Origin of the sequence: Bradyrhizobium sp. HKCCYLS20291 (genome assembly GCF_051167715.1) — a bacterium.
GTDB lineage: Bacteria > Pseudomonadota > Alphaproteobacteria > Rhizobiales > Xanthobacteraceae > Bradyrhizobium.
The window spans coordinates 80,069-100,360 of the sequence record NZ_JBNPTO010000003.1 but is presented as its reverse complement, the minus strand read 5'-3'; the positions used below and the strand labels follow the sequence as shown (position 1 = coordinate 100,360).

19 protein-coding genes are annotated in these 20,292 nt (G+C 65.6%); 11 read left to right on the top strand and 8 right to left on the bottom strand.

Features of this window, described 5'->3' with window-relative positions:
- Positions 1 to 6: 6 nt before the first annotated feature.
- Positions 7 to 1,509: a flavin-containing monooxygenase gene (locus ACQR07_RS08370; protein ID WP_434901853.1), complete on the bottom strand. Its 1,503-nt coding sequence runs from the start codon at positions 1,507 to 1,509 to the stop codon at positions 7 to 9.
- Between the two features lie 103 nt (positions 1,510 to 1,612).
- Positions 1,613 to 2,383 (bottom strand): S1 family peptidase, encoded by a 771-nt coding sequence (locus ACQR07_RS08365; protein WP_434901852.1) that lies wholly within the window; start codon positions 2,381 to 2,383, stop codon positions 1,613 to 1,615.
- Between the two features lie 91 nt (positions 2,384 to 2,474).
- Here ACQR07_RS08365 and ACQR07_RS08360 point away from each other — a divergent pair, with 91 nt between their 5' ends.
- Entirely contained in the window at positions 2,475 to 3,110 is a 636-nt protein-coding gene (locus ACQR07_RS08360) for an HAD-IA family hydrolase (RefSeq protein WP_434901851.1), read from the top strand.
- Between the two features lie 38 nt (positions 3,111 to 3,148).
- Here the strand turns inward: ACQR07_RS08360 and mtnA are convergent, their stop codons facing one another.
- From mtnA to ACQR07_RS08345, 3 genes are all read right to left on the bottom strand, one after another.
- Positions 3,149 to 4,255: an S-methyl-5-thioribose-1-phosphate isomerase gene (mtnA, locus tag ACQR07_RS08355; protein WP_434901850.1), complete on the bottom strand. Its 1,107-nt coding sequence runs from the start codon at positions 4,253 to 4,255 to the stop codon at positions 3,149 to 3,151.
- A 13-nt stretch (positions 4,256 to 4,268) separates the two neighbouring features.
- Positions 4,269 to 5,144 carry an S-methyl-5'-thioadenosine phosphorylase gene (locus tag ACQR07_RS08350; protein WP_434901849.1) on the bottom strand — a complete coding sequence of 292 codons (876 nt, stop codon included), beginning with the start codon at positions 5,142 to 5,144 and terminating at the stop codon, positions 4,269 to 4,271.
- 89 nt (positions 5,145 to 5,233) lie between these two features.
- On the bottom strand, positions 5,234 to 5,506 hold the full coding sequence (locus tag ACQR07_RS08345; protein WP_434901848.1) for a phosphopantetheine-binding protein: 273 nt from the start codon (positions 5,504 to 5,506) through the stop codon (positions 5,234 to 5,236).
- Between the two features lie 336 nt (positions 5,507 to 5,842).
- Here ACQR07_RS08345 and ACQR07_RS08340 point away from each other — a divergent pair, with 336 nt between their 5' ends.
- Genes ACQR07_RS08340 through ACQR07_RS08330 form a run of 3 tightly spaced genes read left to right on the top strand, consistent with a single transcriptional unit; the run spans position 5,843 to position 8,996 of the window.
- The gene (locus ACQR07_RS08340; RefSeq protein WP_434901847.1) at positions 5,843 to 7,066 is read left to right on the top strand and encodes an acyl-CoA dehydrogenase family protein; all 1,224 of its coding nucleotides are present in this window, start codon (positions 5,843 to 5,845) and stop codon (positions 7,064 to 7,066) included.
- 43 nt (positions 7,067 to 7,109) lie between these two features.
- The gene (locus ACQR07_RS08335) at positions 7,110 to 8,072 is read left to right on the top strand and encodes an amino acid--[acyl-carrier-protein] ligase (protein WP_434901846.1); all 963 of its coding nucleotides are present in this window, start codon (positions 7,110 to 7,112) and stop codon (positions 8,070 to 8,072) included.
- Between the two features lie 39 nt (positions 8,073 to 8,111).
- Entirely contained in the window at positions 8,112 to 8,996 is an 885-nt protein-coding gene (locus tag ACQR07_RS08330; protein WP_434901845.1) for an acyl-CoA acyltransferase, read from the top strand.
- Between the two features lies 1 nt (position 8,997).
- Here ACQR07_RS08330 and ACQR07_RS08325 read toward each other — a convergent pair whose 3' ends face one another.
- Complete coding sequence (locus ACQR07_RS08325) at positions 8,998 to 9,885, bottom strand: branched-chain amino acid aminotransferase (RefSeq protein WP_434901844.1); 888 nt, start codon at positions 9,883 to 9,885, stop codon at positions 8,998 to 9,000.
- Positions 9,886 to 10,025: 140 nt separating this feature from the next.
- Here ACQR07_RS08325 and ACQR07_RS08320 point away from each other — a divergent pair, with 140 nt between their 5' ends.
- From ACQR07_RS08320 to ACQR07_RS08300, 5 genes are all read left to right on the top strand, one after another.
- On the top strand, positions 10,026 to 10,997 hold the full coding sequence (locus tag ACQR07_RS08320) for an alpha/beta hydrolase (protein ID WP_434901843.1): 972 nt from the start codon (positions 10,026 to 10,028) through the stop codon (positions 10,995 to 10,997).
- A 147-nt stretch (positions 10,998 to 11,144) separates the two neighbouring features.
- Complete coding sequence (locus ACQR07_RS08315) at positions 11,145 to 12,449, top strand: O-acetylhomoserine aminocarboxypropyltransferase/cysteine synthase family protein (RefSeq protein WP_434901842.1); 1,305 nt, start codon at positions 11,145 to 11,147, stop codon at positions 12,447 to 12,449.
- Between the two features lie 12 nt (positions 12,450 to 12,461).
- Positions 12,462 to 13,442 (top strand): homoserine O-succinyltransferase MetA, encoded by a 981-nt coding sequence (gene metA / locus ACQR07_RS08310; protein WP_434901841.1) that lies wholly within the window; start codon positions 12,462 to 12,464, stop codon positions 13,440 to 13,442.
- Positions 13,443 to 13,520: 78 nt separating this feature from the next.
- The gene (locus ACQR07_RS08305; RefSeq protein WP_434901840.1) at positions 13,521 to 14,762 is read left to right on the top strand and encodes a DUF763 domain-containing protein; all 1,242 of its coding nucleotides are present in this window, start codon (positions 13,521 to 13,523) and stop codon (positions 14,760 to 14,762) included.
- A gap of 4 nt (positions 14,763 to 14,766) precedes the next feature.
- On the top strand, positions 14,767 to 15,228 hold the full coding sequence (locus ACQR07_RS08300) for an NUDIX domain-containing protein (protein WP_434901839.1): 462 nt from the start codon (positions 14,767 to 14,769) through the stop codon (positions 15,226 to 15,228).
- Positions 15,229 to 15,253: 25 nt separating this feature from the next.
- Here the strand turns inward: ACQR07_RS08300 and ACQR07_RS08295 are convergent, their stop codons facing one another.
- Complete coding sequence (locus tag ACQR07_RS08295; RefSeq protein ID WP_434901838.1) at positions 15,254 to 16,951, bottom strand: methyl-accepting chemotaxis protein; 1,698 nt, start codon at positions 16,949 to 16,951, stop codon at positions 15,254 to 15,256.
- A 786-nt stretch (positions 16,952 to 17,737) separates the two neighbouring features.
- The gene (locus ACQR07_RS08290) at positions 17,738 to 18,943 is read right to left on the bottom strand and encodes an MFS transporter (RefSeq protein WP_434901837.1); all 1,206 of its coding nucleotides are present in this window, start codon (positions 18,941 to 18,943) and stop codon (positions 17,738 to 17,740) included.
- Between the two features lie 355 nt (positions 18,944 to 19,298).
- Here ACQR07_RS08290 and ACQR07_RS08285 point away from each other — a divergent pair, with 355 nt between their 5' ends.
- Entirely contained in the window at positions 19,299 to 19,646 is a 348-nt protein-coding gene (locus ACQR07_RS08285; protein ID WP_434901836.1) for a hypothetical protein, read from the top strand.
- A 232-nt stretch (positions 19,647 to 19,878) separates the two neighbouring features.
- Positions 19,879 to 20,256, top strand: coding sequence for a hypothetical protein (locus ACQR07_RS08280; protein WP_434901835.1), 378 nt, complete (start codon positions 19,879 to 19,881; stop codon positions 20,254 to 20,256).
- The last annotated feature ends 36 nt before the right edge of the window (positions 20,257 to 20,292 follow it).

Sequence of the window (20,292 nt, the reverse complement as noted above, 5' to 3'; positions counted from 1 at the left end):
GTCGCCTCACTCATACACGAACGCCGGGTCATCCAGATCGATGGCGGGGATCTGGTCCTTCTCGCTCCAATAGTCCTGACTGTGCTGCCACTCCGGCTTGTCGCCGCGCTTGGGCAGGAGATGCATGTTGCGCATCATGTAGCCCGGATTGAAGTTCTCCGGATCGATCCAGGGCAGCAGCGGCATGTTGTGATCCTCGGGCCGCAAGGCCGGCGTGACCCTGCCCACACCCTTCTGCTTCATGTGCGCGAGCAGCCGGCAGACGAAGTCCGCGACGAGATCGGTCCGCAACGTCCAGCTGGCGCGGAAATAGCCGAACACCCAGGCGAGGTTCGGCACACCGGTGAACATCATGCCGCGATAGGTGACGGTGTCGGCGAAATCCAGCGGCTTGCCGTCGATCGTGAAGGCGATGTCGCCGAGCACGCAGAGATCGAAACCGGTCGCAGTGACGATGATGTCGGCCTTCAGCTCGTCGCCCGACTTCAGCTTGATGCCACCTTCCGTGAAGCGCTCGATCTCGTCGGTGACGACGGAAGCCTTGCCGCTCTTGATGCCTTCGAACAGATCGGCATCCGGCACGAAGGCGATGCGCTGTCGCCACGGCCGATAGCTCGGCGTGAAGTGCTTGGCCGCCTGTTCGGGACCGATGATGGCACTGATCTGGCCGATCAGCTCCTTCTTGACCTGCTCCGGCTCCGTCAGGCAACGCTTGGTGAACCAGTCCTGCTCGAACAGGATCTTGCGCCTGACGATCTCGTGGATCCACTCCTCCTTGATATCAAGCCGGCGCAGTTCCTCGGCGATCTCGATGGCATTGCGGCCGATGCGGAAATAGGTCGGCGAACGCTGCAGCATCGTGACATGCGCGCATTTGCCGGCGATCGACGGCAGGATGGTCGCCGCCGTCGCGCCGGAACCGATGACCACGACCTGCTTGCCGGCGAGATCGAGATCCTCCGGCCACAACTGCGGATGGACGATGCGGCCCTTGAAGCTCGCCATCTCCGGCCACTCCGGCGTGTAGCCCTTCGAATGCCGGTAGTAGCCCTGGCACATCCAGAGGAAATTGGCCGTGATCGTGACGGGCTCCTGATCCGCTCCCTTCACCGCATGCACCGTCCAGAGATTCGTCGCGCTCGACCAGCTCGCTGAGAGGATGCGATGGCCGTAACGGATATGACGGCCGAGATCGTTTTCCTCGATCACGTCGCCCATGTATGTGAGGATCTCTTCGGCGGTCGCGATCGGCGGGCCGACCCACGGCTTGAAGCTGTAGCCGAACGTATGCAGATCGCTGTCGGAGCGGATGCCGGGATAGCGATGCGTGCGCCAGGTGCCGCCGAAACCGTCCTGGCTTTCCAGGATCACGAAGCGCGTGCCGGGCATCTGCTTCGTCAACTGATAGGCGCTGCCGATGCCGGAGATGCCGGCTCCGACGATGAGCACGTCGACATGTTCGGTCGCCTGCGAGGACGCAGCCTCACGGATGGGCGCGATGACGTTCATGGGTGTCCTTGGGCTTGGTCTTGTTGTTTGCTCGCCTGACAGGCTGGACCCGATCACGACGATGGTCAACCCGCGCGCGAGCCGCAGCCAGTCCTGGACGATCTCAATTTCCGCCGAGCGGCATGCCCCATTGACGCGCGGTCTGCACCACCCAGTCGCGATAGAGCGTGAGTGGCGTGACGCCGGTCATGCCGCCGCAGCCGTCAGCGAGATTGGGCCCGGTCGACCACGAGATCACGCCGATCAGCACCTGCCCTTGCGCCTGCGTCTCGAAAGCGGGACCACCGGAATCACCGGTGCAGCCGCCGAGTCCGGGCTTGGCGCCTTGGGTTGCTGGATCGACGAGCCGGATTTGCAACGTGCCGGGTTTGCCGGTCGCGACCAGCGGCGCGACGCGAACCACGCCACCGCTCTTGCCGTCACCGGGAATTGCGACGCCGATGCCTGCGACCGCGAACGCATTGCCGGCCGCAAGCGGCGGCTGCGGCGCACCGAGCGCCACCGGGACGCGGTCCTTTGCCGCGGCTTCCATCTCCAGCAGCGCGACATCTGCGGTGGCGCGATGCGCGAGAATGGCCTGCACGCTGAAGCCGGGATGCACCGCTACCCGTCGCACCGTCTTCAGGACCGGCTTGTGGTCGCGATCGTATTCCACGATGCGGTAATCGACGCCCGGCTGCACACAATGGCCGGCGGTGAGCACCAACTTCGGCGCGATCAGCGCACCGCTGCAGAAATTGCCGCGCGAGCCGACGATCGTTATGACCGAGCGCCCGATACCATCATCTGCGGCCGGTGCATTGCCGACGATGGCCAGCGCCGGCGACGAGACCGGCATGATGGCGGCAAGAGTGATCGCGGTGAACAGCTTCATGGTCGCAGCAATAGCGTCCGGCGACGATATCGCCAAGCGTGACGCGCCGTGTTAGCGATCATCGCATGATCGAACGAGGGACAGGGTGGCGATGGTCGAGGCAGTGATCTTTGATTTCGGTGGCGTGATGACGACCTCGCCGTTCGAGGCGTTCGCGCGCTTCGAGCAGGAGCGCGGCTATCCGGTCGACATCATCCGCAACACCAACGCCGCCAACCATCTCGAGAACGCCTGGGCCAAGTTCGAGCGTGCCGAAATCGACATCGATACGTTCGACCGGCTGTTTGCCGAGGAGTCGCTGGCCCTGGGCGGCGCCGCGGTGAGCGGCCGCGAAGTGCTGCCGCTGCTCGCCGGCGATCTCCGCCCCGAGATGGTCGAGGCGCTGCGCCGCATCAAGGCCGAATGCAAGACCGGCTGCATCACCAACAATCTGCCGGCCAACGCGATCGGTAGCCTGGGCGGCCGCTCGTTCTACGTCGCCGAAGTCATGGCGCTGTTCGATCATGTGATCGAGTCGGCCAAGATCGGCCTGCGCAAGCCGGATCCGCGGATTTACCAGATGATGACCGAGGCGCTCGGCGTCAGCCCGGCCGACTGCGTCTATCTCGACGATCTCGGCGTCAATCTGAAGCCGGCGCGCGAGATGGGCATGACCACGATCAAGGTCGTCAGCGCCTCGCAGGCGATCACCGAGCTCGAAGCCGCGACCGGGCTGAGACTTGCATAGCCGCCATTGCGAGCGCGGCGCTCGCAATGGCGAGTGCCCTAGGAATTTGTCTGCTTCGCGCGCTCCGGAAACGCCGCCGCCAGAGCGGCGCCGTCCGCCTGCAGCACGCCGCGCTCGGTGATCAGTCCGCTCACCAACCGTGCCGGCGTGACGTCGAAGCCGTAATTGGCCACCGGTGATCCCGGCGGCACGATGCGCACGGTCTCGATGCGACCATCGGCGGTCCGGCCGGTCATCTCGGTGACCTCTTGCGCACTGCGCTGCTCGATCGGGATCTGCCGTCCCTCGGCCACGGCGAAGTCGATCGTCGGCGACGGCAGCGCGACATAGAACGGCACGCCATTGTCGTGTGCCGCCAGCGCCTTCAGATAGGTGCCGATCTTGTTGCAGACGTCGCCATTGGCAGCGACGCGGTCGGTCCCGACGATCGCGAGATCGACCATGCCGTGCTGCATCAGGTGTCCCCCGGTGTTGTCGGGGATCACGGTATGCGCAACGCCGTGGTGTCCGAGCTCCCAGGCGGTGAGCGAAGCGCCCTGGTTGCGTGGCCGCGTCTCGTCGACCCAGACATGGATCGGAATGCCGCGATCATGCGCGAGATAGATCGGCGCCGTCGCGGTGCCCCAGTCGACGGTCGCAAGCCAGCCGGCGTTGCAATGCGTCAGCACGTTGACGACGTCACCGGGCTTCTTGCGCGCGGCAGCCGCTTCGATCAGCGCCAGACCGTGCGCCGCAATGCCCTGATTGATGGTGACGTCCTCGCCCGCAATATCGACAGCGCGCGCATAGGCCGCATCACGCCGCTCCGACGGCGCCAGCCGGCGAAGCATCGTGCTCATGGTGTCGAGCGCCCATTTCAGGTTGATCGCCGTCGGCCGCGTCGCAATCAGCATCTCATAGGCGCGATCGATGCCGGGATCGGAGCGGTCATCACGCATCGCCAGCGCCATGCCGAACGCCGCGGTGGCGCCGATCAGCGGCGCGCCGCGCACCAGCATATGACGGATCGCGTCCGCCGCCTCCTCGCAGGTCGTGATCTTCGCTACCACAAACTCATGCGGCAGCCGCCGCTGATCGATCGCGCAGACCGACCAGCCGTCGGAATCGAGCCAGATGCTGCGATAGTGCTTTCCGTCGACCTTCATGTCCGACCTCCCTTCAACCGCGCAGAATGCGGCCGGCGACCGCGTCCAGCTTCTTCAGGAGTTCGGGATCACGCGCCTCCGGTGCCGTGATCAAGGCGGTATCGAGCGCGCGGTCTGAGCCGATCGGGCACGGCTCGTGCTCTCGCGGTAACTCGCGGGCGAGCCGCGCCACCAGTCCCTTGGCCTTGTCCGCATTGGTGGTGAGCACGCGGATGATGTCCTGCACCGTCACGGCGTCATGGTCCGGGTGCCAGCAGTCGAAGTCGGTCACCATCGCGACCGTCGCGTAGCAGATCTCGGCCTCGCGCGCGAGCTTGGCCTCGGGCATGTTGGTCATGCCGATCACCGAATAGCCCGCGCTCTTGTAGGTCATGCTCTCAGCATAGGTCGAGAATTGCGGGCCTTCCATGCAGACGTAAGTGCCGCCGCGGGCAATCGCGATGCCTTCGGCCTCGGCCGCCGCAGCCAGATGAATGCGCAGCCGCGGCGACACCGGATGCGCCATCGACACGTGGGCGACGCAGCCTTTGCCGAAGAAGGAACTCTCGCGCTTGTAGGTCCGATCGACGAACTGATCGACCAGCACGAACGTGCCGGGCGGCAGCTCTTCCTTGAACGAGCCGCACGCCGACAGCGACACCAGATCGGTCACGCCGGCCCGCTTCAGCACGTCGATATTGGCACGGTAATTGATGTCGGACGGCGATAGCCGATGTCCCTTGTCGTGACGCGGCAGGAACACGATCGGCAGCCCGGCGATGGTTCCACAGCGCACCGGCGCCGACGGCTCGCCCCAGGGGCTCGCGATCATCTCCTCGCGCGCGTCTTCCAAGCCCGGCAGATCATAGATGCCCGATCCGCCGATAATGCCAAGCACAGCCTTCGTCATGACGTCCCCATCTCCAACGGCGATGAGAATGCCAGCTTTGCTGCGAATTGAAAACAGCGACGACGGGACCGGTCGCAGCCGGATCGGCGCTATGCGGCCTTCGCGCCCGCAAGCTGCCCGACCACGAGTCGCTCGAGCGTCGCGACGGACTGGAAGTTCTCCGGCGTAATCAGCTCCTGCGGAATGGTGAAGTCGAACTCCGCTTCGATCGCCAGCATCAGATTGACCATGTCCATCGAGGTCAGGCCGACATCGACGAGCTTCGCATCGCTCGCCGGATCGGCGACGATCGAATTCTGCGCGAGGATGTCACGCACCAGCGCGACAATCCGCTTGCTGACGTCGCCTTCGAAACCCGCCATGCCCGACCCCTTTCTGATCATCGATTGAATGGATCCGCCGGACGCAACGTCGGACGGATCGTTGAGACGTAACGCACTCGATTGGCAAAAAGGTTACGCGATCCCCCTGATCCATTGGTGAATTGGCTTTAACGCTAACGTCATGGAGAGAATCCTCCAAGCCGCAACAACTTAGAATTAACCCCTGCCCCGGGATTCCACGGCGTTTACGCTGAATTTCGTCGACGCATTTGAATCAAATCCATACCCTGCGTTGTCGTGCAGGACATCGATGCACGCGACGGGATGCGCGTGCCGATCTCTCAAACAAGGCAAAATCCGGAGCACCGATCGGTCATGACTGTCCAGGGAACCGCGCTTCGCAATCCGACCTCCGACGACGATAGCCTGCTGCTCGATCGCAGCTCACTGTTCGTCCAGCGCAGCAACGCTGTTGCCGCACAGGCCGCAGCAGAGGCCGACGACGTCGACCGTGACGGGCGTTTCCCAAAAGCCGCGATCGATGCCGCGCGCCAGCACAAGCTGCTCGGCATGCAGATTCCGGTCGAGTTCGGCGGCTTTGGCGCCTCGGTCCATGACATCGCAGACGTCTGCTACGCGCTCGGCAGCGCCTGCGCTTCCAGCGCCATGATCTTCGCCATGCATCAGACCAAGGTCGCCTGCCTGGTGCGCCACGGTCGCGGCACCGCCTATATGGAAGCGCTGATGCGCCGGATCGCTTCCGAGCAGCTGCTGATGGCCTCCTCCACCACCGAAGGCCAGAACGGCGGCAACATCCGCGCCAGCGCGGCAGCGGTCGGCCATGAGGGCGAGCGCATCACGCTCAAGCGCGACGCCACCGTGATCTCCTACGGCGCGGAGGCCGATGGTCTGGTCACGATCGCGCGGCGCGCCGATGGCGCCGCAGCGTCCGATCAGGTGCTGCTGGCGCTGACCAAGGACGACTACACCATGACACGCACGCTGGGCTGGGAGACGCTCGGCATGCGCGGCACCTGCTCGACCGGCTTCGCGCTCCAGGTGAACTGTCCGTCTGACCGGATGTTCAGCGAATCCTATGACCGCATTCACGGCCAGACCATGACGCCGTTCGCGCATCTCTGCTGGTCGTCGGCCTGGGCCGGCATTGCCGCCGCCGCCGTGCAGCGCGCACAAAAATTCCTTCGCAAGGCAGCCCGCGGCGCCGGCGGACAGATGCCGCCGGCGGCTGCGCACTATACCGCGGCGAAGATGGCGCTGGCGCGATTGCGCGCAATGATCGTCACCAACATGGATGCGTTCGTCGCTCACGAATATGACGAGCGCGCGCTGGCGTCGCTCGATTTCCAATCGTCGATCACGCTGCTGAAGGTGCAGGCGTCGGAGCTCGCGATCGAGACCGTGATGCATGCGATGCGGGCCTGCGGTCTGTCTGGCTACCGCAATGACGGCGAGTTCTCGATCGGCCGTCATCTCCGCGACGTGCTGTCGGCACCGATCATGATCAACAACGATCGCATCCTGACCAACATCGCAACCGCGAATCTGATGAGCGCGGTGCCGACCTCGCTCTACGAATGATCTTGCCGATCGCAGCCATTGCCTCCACCCAGGATTTCGCAGAATGACGATCCCCGTTCTCCCGCTGTCGCCCGAGATTGCTCCTCAGCCGGCCGATGCCCTCGATCATCTCACCGACGTGCTGTTTCATCGCATGGGCGCCGACGGCGTCTATGCCCGCACCCCGCTGTATGAAGGCGTGGTGGACCAGCTCAGCGCCCTGATCACGCGGCATCGCGAGCCGGGCACCGAAGTCATGCGCTTTCCGCCGGTCATGAGCCGCGCCCAGTTGGAGAAGTCCGGCTATCTCAAGAGCTTCCCCAACCTGCTCGGCTGCGTCTGTGGACTGCATGGCACCGAGCGCGACATCCATGAGGCCGTTGCTCGTTTCGATCGAGGCGGCGACTGGACGACATCGCTGTCTCCAGCCGATCTCGTGCTGTCGCCGGCGGCCTGCTATCCAGTGTATCCGATCGCAGCGAGCCGCGGCGCATTGCCGGCCGGCGGCTTGCGCTTCGACGTCGCCGCCGATTGCTTCCGCCGCGAGCCCTCGCGCCATCTCGACCGCCTGCAATCGTTCCGCATGCGGGAGTATGTCTGCATCGGCACGCCCGACGACGTCTCGGCGTTCCGCGACCGCTGGATGGTGAAGGCGCAGGCGATCGCTGGGGATCTCGGCCTGTCGTTCCGCGTCGACCATGCCAGCGATCCGTTCTTCGGCCGGGTCGGGCAGATGAAGGCCGTCAGCCAGAAGCAGCAGTCGCTGAAGTTCGAGCTGCTGGTGCCGCTGCGCTCGGAGGACCAGCTGACGGCGTGCATGAGCTTCAACTATCACCGCGAGCATTTCGGCACCACCTGGGGTATCGCCGACGCGCAAGGCGCGCCGGCGCATACCGGCTGCGTCGCCTTCGGCATGGACCGGCTGGCGGTTGCCCTGTTCCACACCCATGGCGTCGACGTCGCACGCTGGCCCGCGCGCGTGCGCAATGCATTGCAGTTGGAGCGGCAGGCCGACGCCGTCGCCTGACGACACGCCGCCGTTGCTCGGAGATCGGCAGTCCACGCCATGACCGCGCTCAAGCCGCTGATCCGGTGCCGGGAGATCGGAGATTCCGATCTGGACCCGGTCGCCGATCTGCTGACGCGCGGTTTCCCGCGGCGGTCCCGCGACTACTGGGCCCGCGGCCTGCGACGTCAGTCGACGCGGACGGTTCCTGAGGGCTACCCCCGCTACGGCTATCTGCTCGAGAACGACGGCGCTGCCGTCGGCGTGCTGCTGCTGATCTACACCGGCCGCGGCACGGCCTTGGAGCCCCGGATCTGGTGCAACCTGTCGAGCTGGTATGTCGAGCCGGCGTTCCGCAACTACGCAACGATGCTGACCCGGATCGCGCAGCGGCGGCCCGAGGTGACCTACATCAACATCAGCGCCGCCCGCCAGACCTGGCCGATCATCGAGGCGCAGGGCTTTCGCGCCTATTGCAGGGGCCTGTTCTTCTCGATGCCCCTGCTCTCGACCGCTGGCCTCGGCTCGCGGATCGACCAGATCAGTGCAGACGCCCCGACTATCGACGGCATTCCGCCGGACGAAGCCGACTTGCTGATCCGCCATGCGCGCTACGGCTGTCTCAGCATCGTGGTGCGATCGAAGACGGGACCCGTTCCGCTGGTGCTGCAGAAGGTCCGCATCCGGCAAGGGCGCTTCGCATTGCCCGCGATGCAGCTGATCTACTGCCGCGACATCTCCGACTATGTCAGTTGTGCCGGCGCCGTCGGCCGGCTTCTGCTGCTGCGCCGTGCCTGCGTCTCCGTGATGATCGACGCCAACGGGCCGATCGGCGGTCTCATCGGCATCTACACCGAACGGCGTGGCCGGAAGTACATCAAGGGCCCGCAGCCGCCGCGGCTCGGAGATCTCAGCGACACCGAGCTGCCGTTGTATGGCCCCTAGCTCAGGCGGCCGCCCTGACCTGATGCGCATAGTCCCAATACAGCCGGCGCGCGCGCGTGAACACCGGACCGATCGGCAGCGTCCGCTCATCGATGCGAATGACCGGCGCGACCTTGGCGAAGTTGCCCGATGAGAAGATCTCGTCTGCATCCAGGAAATCGTCATAGCGCAGCGTGGTTTCGACCACGCTGACGCCGTCACCGCGCAGCAGGTCGACCACGCGCTGGCGGGTGATTCCGTTGAGGAACGTGCCGTTGGGCACCGGCGTGAATACGACGCCGTCCTTGACCATGAACACGTTGGCATTGCCGAACTCGGCGACGTTGCCGAGCAGATCCAGCATCAGGCAATTGTTGAAGCCGCGCGAGGCGGCCTCGATCAGCGCGCGTGAATTGTTCGGATACAGACAGGCGGCCTTGGCATCGACCGGCGCGCATTCGGCGGTCGGCCTGCGGAACGGCGACAACGTGATGGCGTTTCCAGTCGGCTGCGGCATCGGCGCTTCGTAGATGCACAGGCACCAATTGGTGGTGTCAGGATCGAACAGCACGCCGCCGCCGGCGCCATGCTGCGCCCAATACATCGGACGGATGTAGAGCTCCGCCCGCGCGCCGAACCGCGCGATGCCTTCGCGCGCCAGCCCCATCCAGGTCTCCACATCGACCACAGGCTTGAGCCGGAAATTCACTGCCGACTGATTGACCCGCGCGCAATGGCGGTCGAGATCGGGAGTGACACCTTCAAAGGCGCGGGCGCCGTCGAACACTGTCGATGCGAGCCACGTCGCATGCGTCCGCACGCCCATGATCGGCGCATTGCCCTCGCGCCATTCCCCGTCAAAGAATGTCCAGGTCTGCGAATAGCTGACGGGCTTGACGATGTGGGTCATGGCGGCGCTCCGATTGGACAGCGATCGATCCTACAGCTCTCGCGTGGAAATTTTAAGGATCTCCTGTTTCCGCCGCCGCTCATCATCGATTCACGGTTGGGTGACACAATGACCGCAGCCTTGGTTAATCCGGAACCCCCATGCCGCTCGACCCGCGCGCCCAGCGCCTGCTTTCGATGGTCGCCGCCATCGCACCGAAGCAGCGGGAGCGGCCGAGCCCTGAGCAGCGCAGGCTCTCGCTCGCGAAGCTGATGCAGTTCTCGCGCAACGATGTCGGCCCGGTCACGACGCGCGACGGCTCTTGCGATGGTCCGGAGGGGCCCCTGCGGTACCGCATGTACACGCCTGGCTCGGGCGGCGAAATCGCCTCGCAGGACGCCGACGCGCATCTCCCGGGCTTCGTCTATTTTCACGGCGGCGGGCTGGTGGCGGGCAGCATCGAGACTCATGACAAGGTCGCCGCTGCGCTCGCCGCGGCCTCCGGCTGCCGCCTGCTCTCGTTCGACTATCGTCTGGCGCCGGAACATCAATGCCCTGCAGCCGTAGATGATGCCCTTGCCGCGCTCGACTACGTCGTCCGGCACGCGGCTCTGCTCGGGATCGACAGCGACCGGGTCGTGGTCGGCGGCGATTCCGCGGGCGCCACGCTCGCGGCGTTCGCATGCCAGCGCGCGGCAGCAGCCGGCAGACGGAGGATCGCGGGGCAATGCCTGATCTGCCCGGTGCTCGACTTCTCCCGACCATGGCCGTCGCGCGAGTTGTTCGGAGCCGGCCATCTGCTCGACAAGGCCACGTGGGAGGCCGACCTCGCCGACTACTTGCCCGCGGACATCGGCCTCGATGAGCCGCTCATTTCGCCGTTGTGCAATCCCGTCCTGGCTGGCTTGCCGCCGGCCGTGATCCATACGGCCGAGTTCGATCCGATGCGCGACGAGGGCAATGCCTACGCGGCGCGGCTCCAGGACGCGGGCGTCACTGTCGCTCACGTCTGCCACGATGACATGGTGCACAATTTCCACGCGCTCGGCGCCCTGCTGCCGCAGGCCAAGCCGGCGCTCGAACTGATCGGCCGCCAGCTTCAGTCTCTCCTGCAGGTTCCGGCACCGCGTTAATTCGACGTTTATCGGCCACATCTCGTTAGGGTTATTTCGTCGCTGTTGTTGCGAATTATGGACCGCTTTACGCCTACCCCCGTACAACATCGGTACTCGCGGATGACGTGCAGCTCGCTGAACAAGCAGCGAGGTTGGAGATCGCCGATGCGCAATGAGACGATTGCAATCCACGCCGGCTACGAGCCGGAGGCGACCACCAAGGCCGTAGCAGTTCCGATCTATCAGACCGCCGCCTACGCCTTCGACAGCGCCGATCACGGCGCCGCTCTGTTCAATCTCGAGGTTGAGGGCTATCGCTACAGCCGCATCTCGAATCCGACGACGGCCGTGATCGAGAAGCGCGTCGCCGAACTCGAAGGCGGCGTCGGCGCGCTCGCGGTCGGGACCGGCCAGGCGGCGCTGCACTTCGCATTCGTCAACATCGCCGACGGCGGCGGCAACATCGTTTCCGTGCCGCAGCTCTATGGCACGACGCATACACTGCTCGGACACATCCTGCCGCGTCAGGGCATCACCGGCCGCTTCGCCGACAGCGATCAGCCCGATGCGATCGAGCGTCTGATCGACGAGAACACCAAGGCCGTGTTCGCCGAGACGATCGGCAACCCCGCCGGCAATGTCTGCGACATCGAAGCACTGGCCAAGGTCGCGCATCGCAACGGCGTGCCGTTGATCGTGGACAACACGGTCGCGACCCCGATCCTGCTGCGGCCATTCGACTACGGCGCCGACATCGCCTTGCATTCGCTGACCAAGTTCCTGGGCGGCCATGGCACCACGCTGGGCGGCATGCTGGTCGACAGCGGCAATTTTCCATGGAAGGACCACGCCGACCGCTTCCCGGCCTTCACCGAGCCGGACACGTCCTATCACGGCATGATCTACGCCGAGCATTTCGGCCGCAGCGCCTACATCCAGCGCGCCCGCAGCGTCTATCAGCGCACCATGGGCGCCGTGCTGTCGCCGTTCAACGCCTTCCTGCTGCTGCAGGGCATCGAGACGGTGGCGCTGCGCATGGAGCGCCACGTCGAGAACGCGCGCAAGGCCGCGGAATTTCTCCGCAACGATCCGCGCGTCGCCTGGGTCAACTACGCGGGGTTCTCCGACAACCCCTATTACCCGCTGGTCCAGAAATATCTCGACGGCAACGCGTCGTCGCTGTTCACGTTCGGCATCAAGGGCGGCATGGAGGCCGGCAAGGCGTTCTACGACGCGCTGAAGCTGATCACGCGGCTCGTCAACATCGGCGACGCGAAGTCGCTCGCCTGCCACCCGGCCTCGACGACGCACCGGCAGATGCCGCCCGACGACCAGCGCAAGGCCGGTGTGCTGCCGGAGACGATTCGTCTCTCGATCGGCATCGAGCACATCGACGACATCATCGAGGATCTCGACCAGGCGCTCGCAACGGCCTGTCCTACTCAGCGCCAGTTGGACGCAGCGGAATAGAGCCATCAGCCGATGACCCTGCTGTTCGACCGGCATCGCAGGATCACCAGCCCTGCCCTCGCGCCCGCCGACTTCGACGGCCGCACGCGGCGGCCGGCCGAGCTCACGATCGGGCTCGTCAACAACATGCCGGACAGCGCACTCAAGGCGACCGATGTTCAGATCGCCCGGCTGCTGCAGCACGCCGCGCCGCGCCACGCCCGCATCCGCCTGCACTGCTTCTCGCTGCCCTCGATCGCGCGCGCGAACACCGCCAAGAATCACATCGCCCAGTCCTACACCGACATCGACCGCATCGAGGGCCTCGGCATCGACGGGCTGATCGTGACCGGGGCGGAGCCGGTCGCCGCACAGTTGCGCGACGAGCCGTATTGGTCGGACCTGACCTCGCTCATCGACTGGGCGAGAACCAACACCCGTTCGACGATCTGGTCCTGCCTCGCGGCGCACGCGGCCGTGCTGCATCTCGACGACATCGAACGGCAGCGGCTCGCCGTCAAATGCTCCGGCGTCTTCGACTGCGTGAAGGTGCGGGACGATTGGCTCACGCAGGACATCCATTCCCCGCTCAAGGTGCCGCATTCGCGGCTCAATGCCGTCAACGAGCCGCTGCTGGCGGCGCGCGGCTATGACATCCTGACCCGCTCCGACGACGTCGGCGTCGACATCTTCGCGCGCTCGATGCCGAGCCGGTTCGTGTTCTTCCAGGGCCACCCGGAATATGACGCGCTCTCCCTGCAGCGGGAATACATGCGCGACATCGCGCGCTTCCTCGCCGGCCAGCGCGACGACTATCCGCGGCTGCCGAAATCCTATTTCAGCGCGGACACCGAGGCGGTGCTCAACGCGTTCGAGCGGCGCACCAAGGACAGGCGCGACCCGACCCTGGCGGCCGAGCTGCCGGGGCTGACGCTGCGGCCTGATCTGGCCGCCGAAAGTGCCGCGACGGTGCTGTTCCGCAACTGGATCAGCCATCTCGGCCAGGGCGGATAGCAGCGTCCCGCCGGATCGATCGCGCATCGGCGCGTCATCTGTTAGATTGGCGCGACGCAGCTCCTTGGCAAGGTTCCGATGGCCCGACGCACCGGCAGCGCCGATCTCCCGCTCCATTCCGGGCGTGTCCCAGCCTGGCTCGGCACGCGCATGGCCACGCTGGGCGCGATCATCACCCAGGCCATCGTGCATCATTACGGCCGCGATGAATTCCTCAGCCGGCTGGCGCATCCGTTCTGGTTCCAGTCGTTCGGCGCCGTGATGGGCATGGACTGGCACTCGTCGGGCATCACCACCAGCGTGATCGGTGCGCTGAAGCGCGGGCTGAAGCCGCTGGCTCCAGAACTCGGCATCTACGTCTGCGGCGGCCGCGGCGAGCATTCGCGCAAGACGCCCGACGAGCTGCGCCTGCTCAGCGACCGTCTCGGGCTCGACGGCGAAGGTCTGGTGCGCACCAGCAAGCTGGTCGCCAAGGTCGACAGTGCCGCCGTGCAGGACGGCTTCGACCTCTATCTGCATGGCTTCTTCGTCACCGCCGACGGCAAGTGGACCGTCGTGCAGCAGGGCATGAACGGCGACGCGCGCCAAGCGCGGCGCTATCATTGGCACTCGCGCGAGCTTGCCGACTTCGTCGACGCCCCGCACAGCGCGATCGACGGCCCGGCCCAGGGAGAGATCGTCAATCTCACCGACAAGCGCGCCGCACCGTCGCGTAACGCCCAGCTCGAGCTGCTGACCGAACTCGGACCCGACCGCGTCGTCACCGAATTCGAACGGCTGAGCACGCCGCAGCCGGCGCAGGCGCTGCTGCCGCATCTCGTCATGCCCGCCCACCACGACGTCAGGCCGAAGGACGTGTTCGCCCGCCGGCTGCACGGCACGCTGGCTGCGGCGGCCGAACGCGGGCCGGTCGACTTTCCCGAACTGCTGCTGACGCCCGGTGTTGGCGCTCGCACGGTGCGCTCCCTCGCCATGGTCGCCGAGGTCGTGCACGGCGCGCCGTATCGCTTCGCGGATCCGGCGCGGTTCTCGCTGGCGCATGGCGGCAAGGATCGCCATCCCTATCCGGTGCCGATCAAGGTCTATGACGAGACCATCCGTGTGCTGAAGTCGGCGGTCGGCCATGCCAGGCTCGGGCGCGACGAGACGCTGGCGGCGCTGAAGCGGCTCGACGACCAGGCGCGCCGGCTGGAGCGCACCGCCACCGGCCCGTCGCTCGACGCGTTCATCGCGACCGAGCGGGCGGCTTCGCCCGATCTCGACGGACGCTCGGTGTTCGGCTGGGAGCGCGATCTGATTCAGCGTACCGGCGAGGCATGAGGCCATGCCGGCGCACAGCGCGGGCGTGCTCGCCTTCCGCAGGACGTCGGGCACCCTGGAGGTGCTGCTGGTGCATCCCGGCGGGCCGTTCTGGCGCAACAAGGATCTCGGCGCCTGGTCGATTCCGAAGGGCGAGTTCGGCGCCGGCGAGGACGCCGAGGCTGTCGCGCGGCGTGAATTCGCCGAGGAGCTCGGCACCGAGCTCACGGCGGCGTTGATCTCGCTCGGCGAGATCAGGCAACGCGGCGGCAAGCTGGTCGAGGCCTTCGCCGCCGAGATCGATCTCGATGCCGACGCCATCGTCAGCAACGATGTCGAGCTCGAATGGCCGCCGCGCAGCGGCCGTGTGCAGCGCTTTCCGGAGGTCGATCGCGCCGCCTGGTTCGACCTCGACGATGCGCGGGCGCGCATCAATCCGGCGCAGGCCGCGCTGCTCGATCGTCTCGCGGCTGTTGGCGGACAGTGAGTGCCCACCATCCGCCGCCTCTGACTCAGGCCGCGCGGACGTTGCCGAGGAAGCGGCCGGTCTCGCTCTTCAACTGATCCGACTGGCTGCCGAGCTGAGCCGCTGCGCTCAGCACCTGCGCCGCCGCGGCGCCGACCTGCCCGGACGCCTCGCGGACGCCGACGATGTGCTGCATGACGCCCTGGGTGCCCTGCGCCGCCTGCTGCACACTGCGCGCGATCTCCTTGGTCGCGACGCCCTGCTCCTCGACCGCGGCCGCGATGGTCTCGGTGATTTCGTTCATCTGGCCGATCGTGGTGCCGATATCGCGGATCGCGGTGACGGTCGACGTCGTGGCCTCGCGAATCGACTCGATCTGGCTGGTGATCTCCTCGGTCGCCTTGGCGGTCTGCGCCGACAACGCCTTGACCTCGTTGGCGACCACCGCGAAGCCCTTGCCGGCCTCACCCGCCCGCGCCGATTCGATGGTGGCGTTGAGCGCCAGCAAATTGGTCTGCCCGGCGATAGTCTGGATCAGCGATATCACCTCGCCGATCTTCTGCGACGCATGGACCAGCCGTTCGACCATCGATCCGGTCCGCGTCGCCTGCTCCACCGCGTTCTGCGCGATCGACGACGACTGCGTCACCTGCTTGGCGATCTCCTGGATCGACGATGACAGCTGCTCGGCCGCCGATGACACCGTCTGCACGTTCCTCGCGGTCTGCTCGGCAGCCCCGGCCACCTTGGCGCTCTGATCGCTGGTGCCGGCGACGATGGTCGACATCGACTGCGCCGAGGCCTGCAGCTCGCCGGCGGCACTCGCCGTAGTCTGGATCACGCCGCCGATCGAGCGCTCGAACTCGTCGGCGATGCGCGCCAGCACCGTGCGGCGCTCGTCGGCCGCCTGCTGCTTGGACTGCTCCTGCTCGGCCCTGATGCGCTCGCTTTCGGCGAGATGATCCTTGAAGATCTGCAGGCTGCGCGCCATGCGCCCGATCTCGTTGCGGCGGCTGGTGTACGGAACCTCGACGCCGAAATTGCCCTTGGTCAGTTCGTCCATCACGGCACAGGTCCGGTCGAGCGGCACCACGATGCCGCGGCCGAGCCAGAACGCCACAAGCGCCGCCACGATGAGGCCGGCCAGCCCGCCGATCGCCGCCCACAGCGTCCGCTGATAGACGACCGCATCGATGTCGTCGACATAGACGCCGGCTTGGATCGCCAGCATCTTGTCGCCGCTGCCGTAGGCGCCGACATAGGACAGCTTGCGGAGCTCGGTGGTGCCGCCGGCACGTGGCACCTGATATTCGACGAAGCCGCCGCCGGCCCGCGCCATGCGGACGATATCCTGGATCAGCAGCTTGCCGGTGGAGTCCTTGAAGTCCCAGCGGTTGACGTTGATGTATTTGGGGTTGGCATGAACGTAGGTCACGCCGGCATCGGCGGGTCCGGTGCCATAGACTCCGAGATAATCGGAGTACTGTCCCCAGCGCATCGCGCCGATCGCTGCGAAGGCCTGCTGCCGCGCCTGCTCCGGCGCCATCTTTCCGGCTGTCGCCGCAGCGTCATAATAGCTCATGACCTTGACGGCCGATTCCACGAGATTGCGGACCATGGTCTGCCGCTCCTCGATGACGGTTCCACGCAGCATCAGGATCTGCATGGCGGAGACGGCGAACAGTGCGATCGACATCACGGCGATGATCGCCGCCAGACGTTGATAGACAGTCAGGTGTCGCATTTTCTGATTCTCGTTGCGTGGACTGTATGCACGATACCAAGCCCACATTAATGGTTTGCTATTCGTGCATCCGCCACTGCTCCGGAACTAATTAGTCTTTGGGACGAGAACGCATCTGATTGCGCGAACTTGCGGCAGACAACAACCGGAATACTCTGCGAAGCGCATGGACCAGATAACATATGACACTATGACTACGGCCCGAGGCACGGGTCCGCATCATCGCGACGCAGCCGGCGTCCGAGCTTTGGAAGGAAGCTCCCTCGACGCATCGAGGGTGCAGGGAAGACCAGGCATCGGCTGATTCCTGCGGCCCCCGTGCGAGAAAAATGCACGGGGCAGGAACCACAGGCTCAGCCGGATTGCCCGGCCTTCCCTGCGCGACGGCTTACGACTTATACGCGCTCTCCTCGGTGCACCGGGCTTTTTGGCCACCGTGCGCAACAGCACGCGTCAGCCTGCTCTTGCGGGATACCAGCGTCGGGGTATCAGGACCACGCGACTTCGCCGTCCGTGCCGGCGCCACTCGTCAGTCGGCATCAGCACGTCCATCACATCCCGCCACAACGCTCCTGACGATGCGCAGCGCCCCTCGTCGATGAGGCGGGACGCATTGAGACAACCATGATTTCCGATAAAGCGAAAGATCAAAATTTGTGCAGCCCGGGCCGGACGTCCTGATGTCTCTGACGGATCGCACAAACTTCGTTGTTCGGCGCAGCGCGATTGAGCCCCGGCGACGCTCCCTGTCAGGTCGCGCACGCTGCCCGACGGGCGACTCAGTGGTTACGACGACGCTGCCACCCGCTTCGGCCGGCGCTGGCGCAACAGCAGCAGCATCGCCACGGCGGCGCAGGAGCACACGAGGCTGAGCGCCAGCGGCGCATTGCTGCCGTAACGAGTCAGGAGCTCGACCAGGATCGGCGCCGACACCGCTGACAACACGTTCATCGGCAGACCGATCTGCGCCGAGGCCCGGGCAAACGCCGCCTTGTCGTAGAACACCAGCGGCATGGTCGCACGCGCGACGGCGAGCGCACCGCTGCCGAGGCCGTAGATCAGCATGAACAGCGCGATGGCGACATGCGAGCCATGGCTCAGCATCAGCAGCAGCATCGCCGCCGGCAGCGCCAGCCCCGCGACGATCGCGGTGGCGATGCCGTCCCAACGGCCGCCGCCGAGGAAGTCGACCACGCGGGCGCTGATCTGGATGACGCCCAGCATCGAGCCGAAGCCGATCGCCTCAGCAGGCGAGAGGCCTTCGGCCTTCAGCAGCTCGATCAGCACGGCCCCCATGCCGAAGGCGACAAAGGCGTTGAGGCCGGAGGCGCCGACCAGCAGATAGAACGTGCTGCGCGCCGGCGTGGCTGCAGGGGTCGGCGTGGCCGCGCCCGCTCCGGGCGACAGATGGTCGTGGACGCGACGCGGCAGCAGGAACACGAACAGCGGCAGCGACACGCCGAGCAGCAGGCCGGCGTAAACGAGACAGGTGCCGCGCCAGCCGACATAGGCCGACAGCGCCGAGGTGAGCGGCCAGAAGATGCTACTCGACAGGCCGGTGACCAGCATCAGGGCGCCGATCGCTCGGCCGGCGCGCGGCCCGGCGATCTCGTTGAGGACGATGTAGGAGGCGGTCGAGAGCGTTGCGCTGCCAGCTATACCGAGCAGAAGCCAGGCCGCATAGTATGTCAGCGGCCCCTGCGCGACCGACAGCAGCACGTAGCCGGGCGCCGCCAACACCGTGCCCGCGATCATGACGCGGCGGCCGCCCTGCTTGACGAACGGCCGCGCCAGCAGCGGCGAGCACAGCCCCATCGACATGTACAGCACCGTCGTGCTGGCGAAGATCGCCGTCAGGTCCATCTCCAGATCCGCCGCCATGGCCCGGCCGATTACCGCCGGCAGGCTGAGCGTTCCCCAGGCGATCAGCTGGGTGACGGCGAGCACGATCAGGACGCGCAGAATGGCAGGGTCGGCGATGACGAGCGGCATTTCGGGAAGGCTGGGCGTGGCGTAAGAGGGGCACCTGGCGTGAATGCGCGGCGCATTGACGATTCTAGAGCATTCGTGCGGCCATAGTCCCGCAGTTTCGGAATGCCGCCCTCATCCTTGCGGGGGTGCTGCCTCCCCTTCAGCGGCAGCATCCCGCCCCACCGGTATCGAACTGATGACCGACGCGCATCTCATATCGGCGGTCCCGCACAGGTAAAGGCGCGTGATCTGCGCCGCGACCGCCACCAGGATTGGTCATTTTACGGTCCCGTTGATTCAACATCCCTCCTTTGACTCAAATCCAGGATGCGCTCTAGATTTGTGCGGGAACGCAAGCACTCGGGGGAGGAAAGGCGTGTCTGAACCTCTAGCGGTCACTGGATTGGCGACGACGGTCATGGCGGATAGAAATCCGGCGCACTTTCCGGATTGGAATGTCGGACAGGCGATCTCCTTTTCGCTGACGGTCAGCCGGGCTGGAAACAACTGGACCGTCACCGAGGGACCGACGCTGATCGCGCAAGCCAGCAGCGGAATTCCAAACGTCGATGGCATCACCGCCCACATCGCCTTGATGGACGACCTGACGAAGCTCGCCCGCGAGCTGCAGGCGCGCAACGACCTGCTCGAGAACAATCTCAAGACCGTGACGACGGCGCTCGACGCGCTCACGGCGCGCCTCGACCAGCTCGAACGACGGTGAGTGGTAACCGATGGCTGCAAGACCTGTCCGTTGCAGCGCAAGGATGACAGGGCGTTCGGCTTGGGCTTACATTTGCCCCGGGGGGTGTGGGGCCCGTGCTGAAATCGTTCTGCGTCGCTGCCGGCAGAATGGTTGAGCGCAAGCGGCTCCGCCCGAAGAGGGAGCCATGAGTTCATCAAAGACTGCATCCGTCATTCGTTACGCCTGGGCGACCCGATGCACCGATCCTCGGTTGTGGGCGTTCATCTCGCTGACGTGCTGCTTCGTCGCTCAGTCCGCTGCCGCGCAGACCTACCTCGCAAATCCTGTCCAAGGGAGCGGAAACGGCAACAACATCACCTGTCCGCAGGGTAGCAGCTACGCGATCAGGACGAGCGAGACGACCGGTGTCTACAATCTGCCTGCGCTCGTCCTGTGTCTTCACACGGTCGATTTCGCCAGAGACCCGGCCTGGCAGACCATTCAGAAGCAGAGTGCTGCGCTGGCCCTCCAGGAGGAGCGGATCAAGGAGCTCACCGCGAAGAACGAACTTCTCGAGAAGGATTTGAAGGCGGTGTCCGGGGCGCTGGATGCCCTGACCGCACGGATTGACCAGCTCGGCGCGAAATAGCGTGCGCGCCACTATCGATTTTTTCATTATCGAGTG